The following is a 7,634-nucleotide window of genomic DNA, read 5'->3' as shown; positions in this document are numbered from 1 at the left end:
CGTGCGTACGTAGCCGTATCAGTGCCAGCCATGGTTGCGAATATATCCTCCGCTTCAGAGCCGTCGTCACCGGCTGGCGCGGGCTCCTCACGCACGTAGTTGTATTCGATGGCGCCTTTGCGCTGCTGCTCTTCGGTGAACGTGACGTGGAAGTCCGGGTTGAAGTCACTCCCGAATGAAGACGCCCAGGGGAAAGTCCACCCCATACGCTGTTTGAATGCCTGCAACTTGGCAAGTGGCGCCCGCGAGACCGCGATGAGCGTTACATCGTGATTGGCGAGGTGAACAACGGAGCCGTCAAAGCCGTCGGCGATCGCCGAACAGGAAGGACACCCCGCCTTGTAATCGGGCCCGAACATGAAGTGATAGATCATCAGTTGCGAGCGCCCTTTGAAGAGACCTGGGAGCGACGCACGGCCTTCGTCTGTATCGAATTCATAGTCCTTGTCGATCTTGACCCATGGCAGAGCCTGCCTTCGCCGTGCGATCTCGTCACTGCGGCGCGTCAGCTGCTTCTCCTCGTCGAGCAGTGCAAGCCGGGCTGCAAGCCACTCTTCGCGTGAAACGACTGGATTCTTCATAGCTACCTCCTTTGAGTTGAGATGCCTTTCCAACGTCTGATGCAATTGATCGTTGCCTTAGTGCAGTTTTTCCGCTGCGATGGCGCCGATGCCGGGAACGACCTTCTTCCAGCCTGAACTCATGTTCCTGAAAGCCGTCTCGTTCTGCGGCAGCACGAAACCTGAATGGACAAGGCGAAGGCGGGTGCCATTTTCAGCCTTGGAAAGAACCCACGTGACCACAGTTTCAAGGCGCGAGCCATAGCCGACATTTCCCTCATGCCCGCCTTGCCAGGTATAAACGAGCCGTTCATTCGGCACTGCCTCCAAAACCTGGCATTGGATGAAACCGTCCCACGCGCCGGCCGGCGTCGTTTTGAATGTGAAGCGCTTGCCCACGACGGGCTCGAACCCGCTTGTCGGCATACCAAGCCAGCGCGTGATCAGTTCGCCTTTTGTCAATGCGTTCCAGATTGTCTCCGGCGCATGCGGCAAGACCTCGTCGACCACGATGTCTTGCGTGTCGGACTTCGGTGCGGCGTCTTTCATGGATCGATCTCCTTCAGGAGCGTTTTGAGATTTGCAAAGCGTTCGCGCCAGAAGACGCCATAATGGCTCATCCAGTCGGCAAGCGGTACAAGGCCTTCGGGCTGAGCGCGGTAATAGACGTTGCGACCCTCGGGGCGCTCGGCGACCAACCCGGCTTGCTTCAGCGACTTGAGATGTTGGGAGATGGCGCCCTGTGTCACGCCACTACCCCGCGTCAACTCCACGACGGTAATCTCGTCGGAATTGACGACACGCTCGAATATGGCTCTCCGGGTAGGATCAGCAAGCGTGCGCAGGACAGCGTCGATGGCGGTGGCTTCAATCATGAAAAATACATTAGTAGATACTCATTGATTAGTCAATACTAATGATTTTACGCGTTGATCGGTGATCTGCATCGCTCCATCGTTCAGCGTGAAAACGAAACGGTATGTAAGTAAATGCTTACGTTTCCACGAAAGCTCGAAGACGCGAGAGGGCATCGCCCCATTGCTGCGAGACACTGTCGAGATAAGCGCGGATCTCGCCGATAGGCTCGGGCCGGAAAGCGAACTGGCTTTCCCGCCCAACCTTGCTGCTGATGACCAGCCCCGCCTCTTCGAGAACGCGCAGATGCTTGGTGATGGCCTGACGGGTAAGATCCGTGCCAGCTGACAGCCCGGCGATCGAACGTGCCTGCCCGTCGCTGAGCTTGGTCAGCAGTGACAGGCGGGTGCGGTCGCCCAAGGCTGCGAAAAGTGACGCGGTATCGCGCCCAGGTGTTTCAATCAACATGCTTTTTGATGTTCTTGATCTGCTCGGCCCAGCCGCCTTCATTCATGCGCATGGCGTCCGGCCGACGCTGCGCCGGCAAGCCATCAAAGCCGGATTCGACGATAGTCAGCTTTGTGCCTGTGCCCTTGGGCTTGAGTTTGAATTCGACCAGCGTTGGCGGTTCTTTGGAGTAGTCGAAGCCGGGCTCGACCGCATAGGGATGCCAGGTAAAGGAGAAGAGCCGTGGCTTGTCCATCGTCTTTATCGTCACCTCCCATTTGAGGTGCTCGTAGCCGGGATAGGTGATCCGGCCCTTGGCCACTTCGCCGGGCTGGAACGGCGCTTCGAGCTTGACGCGAAACCATTCACCAAACTCAATATGATCTGTAAGGGCGCGCCAGACCCGCTCGACCGGCGCATTCAAGTCTATGCTTTTTTCGATACGATCAGACATAAGGGCAACCTCCTGGTTGCCCTTATTATGCAACATTAGCCGTAAAGTGCAACTGGGAAGTTGCGTTTTATTCGGCTGTGGCCGGCTCGATGACGTTACGTATCTGCGAGATCTTGTTTGCCGGGAAGCCGGCCTTTTTAGCGTGCTCGCGGATCAGTTCCTCACTGGTAGATTGATAAACACAATAAATCTTGTCATCCGTGACGTAACTATGGATCCACTGGATATCTGTTCCGAGATCGCGGAGCACGGCGCAGGATGTCTGCGAGGCGCTCTTGAGGTCCGGCTGTGTCAGCTTGCCGACACCCGGCATGTCGCGCTCGATTACAAATTTTGGCATTCTAACCTCCTTGTTGACCATTCGCCCCCGCAGTGCGATTTTACCTCGCGAGGGACGGGGAGCATCTGCTTCATGCGCGCGAATGACCATGATCAAAACGCCGGAGCCATTGACTGAAACGCCGCCATCGCCGCTTATGGCAGACAAGGCGGACCTTTTGTCGGATGTGCTTTCGCATGTCAGGCTTGCCGGCGCCATGTTCCTGCGCGGCGAATATTCAGCGCCGTGGTCACTGGATTCACCCGACGCTGCGGACCTCGTCGCATTGCTTGCGCCAGGGGCGGAACGTCTGATCCTGTTTCACATTGTCAATGAAGGAAGTGTGTGGGTGAGTGCTGGCGGCGAGCGTGTCGAAGCGGAGGCGGGGGACATAGTCGTGCTGCCGCATGCGCACCGTCATCTGATGGGAAGTGCCGAGCCAGCCAATCCGGTTACAATCGCAGATCTGCTGCCACCACCGCCATGGGAGGGCGTGCCTTACTGCCGATTGGATGGAGGGGGCCAAAAGACGGGCATCGTCTGCGGCTATCTCCGCTGTGAAGAACTCCTGTTCAATTCGTTTCTGCGCCGTCTGCCGCCAATTTTTCGTGTTAGACCAACGCCTGGTCCAGCAAAGGAATGGATGCAGGCTTGCGTAACGTATGCGCTCGACGAGAGAATGCATTCGCGCCAAGGCGGCGCAACACTAAGGGCTCGGCTGCCGGAATTGCTGCTGATGGAGGCGCTCAGGCTCTACTGCGAGCAGACGCYGCCGGATACCGGATGGCTGGCGGCAATTAGCGACCCCGTGGTCGGGCGTGCGCTGGCATTTTTGCACGCAGAGCCCGCGCGCAAGTGGACGGTCGAAACACTCGCACGCGCCGCTGCTACGTCGCGTTCGGTTCTTGACGAGCGGTTTCGCAACCTGCTTGGCCAACCGCCAATTCACTATCTGGCCGAATGGCGCATGCAACTGGCAACGGGCTTGCTTCGCGCAACACGCCTGACGCTTGCTGCGGTTGCCGAACAGGCGGGCTACGGGTCCGAAGAGGCATTCAGCCGGGCGTTCCGGCGATATCTCGGCCGCTCGCCAGGGCAATGGCGCGAAGCGAATGGAATGCAATCCGCCATATTTTAGATCGCTCTAATAGTCCATTGCTGCGCTTGGTGGCAACGGCAACGCCTCTTTCTTCGAGCGTTCGGCAATCATGGCCTCGGTCGTCACCAGCAGGCCGGCAACGGACGCGGCACCCTGCAGTGCGCTCCGCACCACCTTGACGGGATCGATGACGCCCATGTCGAAGAGATTGCCGTATTCCCCGGTCTGGGCATTCCAACCGAACGAGAAATTGGCATTCTCGCGAAGCTTGCCAACGATGATCGATCCCTCAGCGCCCGCATTCTCGGCGATCTGACGAACCGGTGTCTCGGTGGCACGGCGTACGATCTCAATGCCAACGCGCTGATCGGCATTTGCACCCTGTAGCCCATCAAGTGCCTTGGCTGCACGCAAAAGCGCTACACCACCACCTGGAAGGACGCCCTCTTCGACGGCTGCTCGCGTCGCATGCAGGGCGTCATCGACGCGGTCTTTCCTCTCCCGGACTTCGACTTCCGTCGAACCACCCACGCGAATAACCGCAATACCTCCGGCAAGTTTTGCCAGCCGCTCCTGCAGTTTCTCTCGGTCATAGTCGGATGTCGTGTCTTCGATCTGCGCCTTGATTTGGGCGACGCGCCCTTGGATGTCCGCCTTAGCGCCAGCACCACCGACAATCGTCGTAGTTTCTTTATCGATTACAACCTTTTTGGTGCTGCCCAACATTTCAAGTGTCACACCTTCAAGCTTGATCCCCAAATCCTCACTGATCGCCGTTCCTCCGGTGAGAATTGCGATGTCCTCAAGCATGGCCTTGCGGCGATCGCCATATCCCGGAGCCTTGACGGCCGCGACTTTCAGACCACCGCGCAACTTGTTGACGATGAGGGTAGCCAGAGCTTCGCCCTCGATATCTTCGGCTATTATGAGCAGTGATCTGCCGGATTGCATGACTGCTTCGAGGATAGGCAACATAGCCTGGAGATTGGAGAGCTTTTTTTCGTGGATGAGGATATAGGGATCCTCAAAATCAACCCGCATTTTCTCCTGATTGGTGACGAAGTATGGGGAGAGGTAACCCCGGTCGAACTGCATGCCCTCAACAATTTCGAGTTCGGTGTCGGCCGTTTTCGCTTCCTCGACGGTGATGACGCCTTCATGCCCGACCTTTCCCATTGCATCCGCCAGATATTGTCCGATCTCCGTATCGCCATTGGCAGAAATCGTGCCGACCTGCGCGATTTCGGAATTGTTCGAAATCTTGCGGGCGTTGCGCTTCAGTTCCTCGACAATTGCCGCAACTGCAATGTCGATTCCGCGCTTCAGATCCATCGGGTTCATGCCGGCCGCTTCGGCCTTGGCGCCTTCACGGACTATAGCCTGGGCAAGCACTGTTGCCGTCGTCGTGCCATCCCCGGCAACATCGCTGGTTCTCGATGCGACCTCGCGCAGCATCTGCGCGCCCATATTCTCGAACTTGTCCTCGAGTTCGATTTCCTTGGCGACCGTTACGCCGTCTTTGGTGATGCGCGGTGCGCCATAGGACTTCTCTATGACGACGTTGCGGCCTTTGGGTCCTAGCGTAACCTTGACGGCATTGGCGAGGATGTCGACGCCCCGCAGCATTCGATCGCGAGCCTCAGAGCCGAATTTGACTTCTTTTGCAGCCATCGTCGTTCACTCCCYGGTTCGAGGGGCTTTTTCCCCTTGAAAGCAATACAGAATCTGGCAAGATTCACTGCAATACATGAGTTGTTCCATAAGGATGATATCATGAGCGGCAGAGCATTCGAACTTCAGTTGAAGGGCTATGGGCTGACGACGGCCGAAATACATTATCGTCTTCCCGACCACCCCAAATTTCTTCAGCTTTACATATGGCAAGAATACGATCTTGCGCCGAACTTCCCGGAATTGAAAGGCTTTCTTGCTTTCTGGCAAAAGGACCTCGAGGGGCCACTCCATTCAATTCGCATCGTTCACCAGCGCCTGATCGAGCCGCGCGAATGGCGGGCGGTGGACGGGATTATCTCCATCCACTGAGACTGGCCAAACTCGACGTAAGTCGGGGGCTTCCGCGTTAGCCGGGTCGCTTGGGAATATCGAGGCCGCGCTGCACCGCCGGTCGTGCGAGACCGCGTTCCAGCCATGCGGGCACGCGTTTCAGGCTGTCGAACTCCACGATATCGCGTGCGCCATAGAAGCCGACGAGATTGCGGACCCAGCCGAGCATCGAAACGTCCGCTATACTGTAGTCACCCATGATCCAGTCACGGCCATCGAGACGCGTTTCGAGAACGCCGAGCAGCCGCTTCGACTCGTCCCGGTAGCGCTCAAGCGGGCGCTTGTCTTCATAGTCGCGACCGGCGAATTTATGGAAAAAGCCGACCTGGCCGAACATCGGTCCAATCGCTGCCATCTGGAAGAACACCCATTGAATGGTCTCATACCGTAAAGCCGGATCCGCAGGCATGAGCTTGCCGGTTTTCTCGGCGAGGTAAAGCAGGATAGCCCCAGACTCGAACAGACCCAGCGGCTTGCCGCCGGGCCCATTCGGATCGATGATCGCAGGGATCTTGCCGTTCGGGTTCAACGACAGAAATTCTGGCGTCCAGCTCTCGTTTTTGCCGATGTCCACCGCATGCGCTTCGTACGGAAGTCCAATTTCCTCGAGCGCGATCGAAACCTTCACACCGTTTGGCGTCGGGAAAGAATAGAGCTGCAAGCGGTCGGGATGTTGTGCCGGCCATCGTTTGGCGATGGGGAAGGCGGATAGATCAGGCATAGAAACTCCGGAGTCTGGCTGGGGGGTGATTCTGCGGTTGACCGTAACATGGGTATGGGTGAGCTTCCACGCCAGCATTTTATCGAGGTGTCTGCTTTTTTCGAAGCAAGTGCCGGCATTCGCTGACTTATCCGCCCAGACGTGCAACATCATACTTGTGGCAACAACGGGAGCATCTTCCGACCAACTGGAGAATAAACATGGATCGCCTATCTGGAAAAGTTGCACTGATTACAGGCGCTAGCGCGGGCATCGGACGAGTCACGGCAAAACTCTTCGCGCATGAGGGCGCCAAGCTGGTTGTGGGCGCACGCCGCAAGGAAGAACTCGACACGCTGGTAGCGGAAATCAAAGCTGATAACGGCGAAGCTGTCGCCTTGGCCGGAGATGTACGCTCCGAGGACTACGCCAAGGCTCTTGTCGCGCTGTCGGTCGAGCGATATGGCACGCTTGATATCGCCTTCAACAACGCCGGCACGCTGGGCGAGGCGGGGCCTAGCACCGGCGTATCCGAGGCAGGATGGAACGATGCCATCGCAATCAACCTCACCGGGGCATTCCTCGGCGCGAAACACCAGATCGCCGAGATGGTTAAGCATGGTCGCGGTTCGGTGATCTTCACCTCGACCTTTGTCGGTTATAGCTTTGCCTTTCCAGGCGTTGCCGCCTATGCGGCAAGCAAAGCCGGGCTAATAGGGCTGACACAGGCCCTTGCGGCCGAATATGGTCCACAAGGGATACGGGTCAATTCCATTCTGCCAGGCGCGGTCGATACGGATATGTACCGTGAAATGAATGATACGGCTGAAAAGCAGGGTTTCATCACCAACTTGCATGCCTTGAAGCGCGTCGCCACGTCGGAGGAACTGGCACGATCGGTGTTATACCTTGCATCGGACGACGCATCCTTCGTAACGGGAACCGCATCCTTGGTAGACGGCGGCGTTTCAATTACCCGGACCTGATCGAAAGGCGCCGTACAACCCCAACACGACGCCGCCGGTAATCGCGCCGCCTCAAGGCGCCGTCACGATCATCCATGGGAAGACATAAGCCTGGAGCATCACCAGGATACCTACGAGACACGCCAATACAATCGAATGCTTGAAGACGAA

General features: G+C 57.4%; 11 protein-coding genes. 3 read left to right on the top strand and 8 right to left on the bottom strand.

Annotated features, from left to right (window positions below; all coding sequences use genetic code 11):
• The 6 genes from ACXJ5O_RS14485 to ACXJ5O_RS14460 all read right to left on the bottom strand — a co-directional run.
• Positions 1-581 (bottom strand): DUF899 domain-containing protein (locus ACXJ5O_RS14485; protein WP_457300495.1); only part of this gene is annotated, 581 nt, incomplete at its 3' end.
• A gap of 57 nt (positions 582-638) precedes the next feature.
• Positions 639-1,109: an SRPBCC family protein gene (locus tag ACXJ5O_RS14480; RefSeq protein WP_457300494.1), complete on the bottom strand. Its 471-nt coding sequence runs from the start codon at positions 1,107-1,109 to the stop codon at positions 639-641.
• Positions 1,106-1,435: an ArsR/SmtB family transcription factor gene (locus ACXJ5O_RS14475; RefSeq protein ID WP_112526482.1), complete on the bottom strand. Its 330-nt coding sequence runs from the start codon at positions 1,433-1,435 to the stop codon at positions 1,106-1,108. The genes ACXJ5O_RS14480 and ACXJ5O_RS14475 overlap by 4 nt, the downstream gene beginning before the upstream one ends.
• 118 nt (positions 1,436-1,553) lie before the next feature.
• On the bottom strand, positions 1,554-1,883 hold the full coding sequence (locus ACXJ5O_RS14470) for an ArsR/SmtB family transcription factor (RefSeq protein WP_224513299.1): 330 nt from the start codon (positions 1,881-1,883) through the stop codon (positions 1,554-1,556).
• Positions 1,873-2,316: an SRPBCC family protein gene (locus ACXJ5O_RS14465; RefSeq protein ID WP_457300493.1), complete on the bottom strand. Its 444-nt coding sequence runs from the start codon at positions 2,314-2,316 to the stop codon at positions 1,873-1,875. The genes ACXJ5O_RS14470 and ACXJ5O_RS14465 overlap by 11 nt, the downstream gene beginning before the upstream one ends.
• A 67-nt stretch (positions 2,317-2,383) precedes the next feature.
• On the bottom strand, positions 2,384-2,656 hold the full coding sequence (locus tag ACXJ5O_RS14460; RefSeq protein ID WP_209998138.1) for a DUF4242 domain-containing protein: 273 nt from the start codon (positions 2,654-2,656) through the stop codon (positions 2,384-2,386).
• An 82-nt stretch (positions 2,657-2,738) separates the two neighbouring features.
• Here ACXJ5O_RS14460 and ACXJ5O_RS14455 point away from each other — a divergent pair, with 82 nt between their 5' ends.
• Entirely contained in the window at positions 2,739-3,773 is a 1,035-nt protein-coding gene (locus ACXJ5O_RS14455) for a cupin domain-containing protein (RefSeq protein ID WP_457300492.1), read from the top strand.
• Between the two features lie 6 nt (positions 3,774-3,779).
• On the opposite strand, the gene groL is transcribed toward ACXJ5O_RS14455, so the two are convergent.
• Positions 3,780-5,405: a chaperonin GroEL gene (gene groL / locus ACXJ5O_RS14450; RefSeq protein ID WP_457300491.1), complete on the bottom strand. Its 1,626-nt coding sequence runs from the start codon at positions 5,403-5,405 to the stop codon at positions 3,780-3,782.
• 102 nt (positions 5,406-5,507) lie between these two features.
• Between groL and ACXJ5O_RS14445 the strand changes: the two genes are divergently transcribed.
• Positions 5,508-5,777 carry an usg protein gene (locus ACXJ5O_RS14445; RefSeq protein ID WP_457300490.1) on the top strand — a complete coding sequence of 90 codons (270 nt, stop codon included), beginning with the start codon at positions 5,508-5,510 and terminating at the stop codon, positions 5,775-5,777.
• A gap of 37 nt (positions 5,778-5,814) precedes the next feature.
• On the opposite strand, the gene ACXJ5O_RS14440 is transcribed toward ACXJ5O_RS14445, so the two are convergent.
• Positions 5,815-6,519, bottom strand: a complete 705-nt coding sequence (locus ACXJ5O_RS14440) for a glutathione S-transferase family protein (RefSeq protein WP_457300489.1) — start codon at positions 6,517-6,519, stop codon at positions 5,815-5,817.
• A 200-nt stretch (positions 6,520-6,719) separates the two neighbouring features.
• Between ACXJ5O_RS14440 and ACXJ5O_RS14435 the strand changes: the two genes are divergently transcribed.
• Complete coding sequence (locus ACXJ5O_RS14435; protein WP_457300488.1) at positions 6,720-7,484, top strand: SDR family oxidoreductase; 765 nt, start codon at positions 6,720-6,722, stop codon at positions 7,482-7,484.
• Positions 7,485-7,634: the final 150 nt, after the last annotated feature.

The organism is Phyllobacterium sp. P5_D12 (assembly GCF_054049495.1).
The sequence above is the reverse complement of the archived record's forward strand: the minus strand, read 5'-3'. Positions and strand labels throughout refer to the sequence as shown.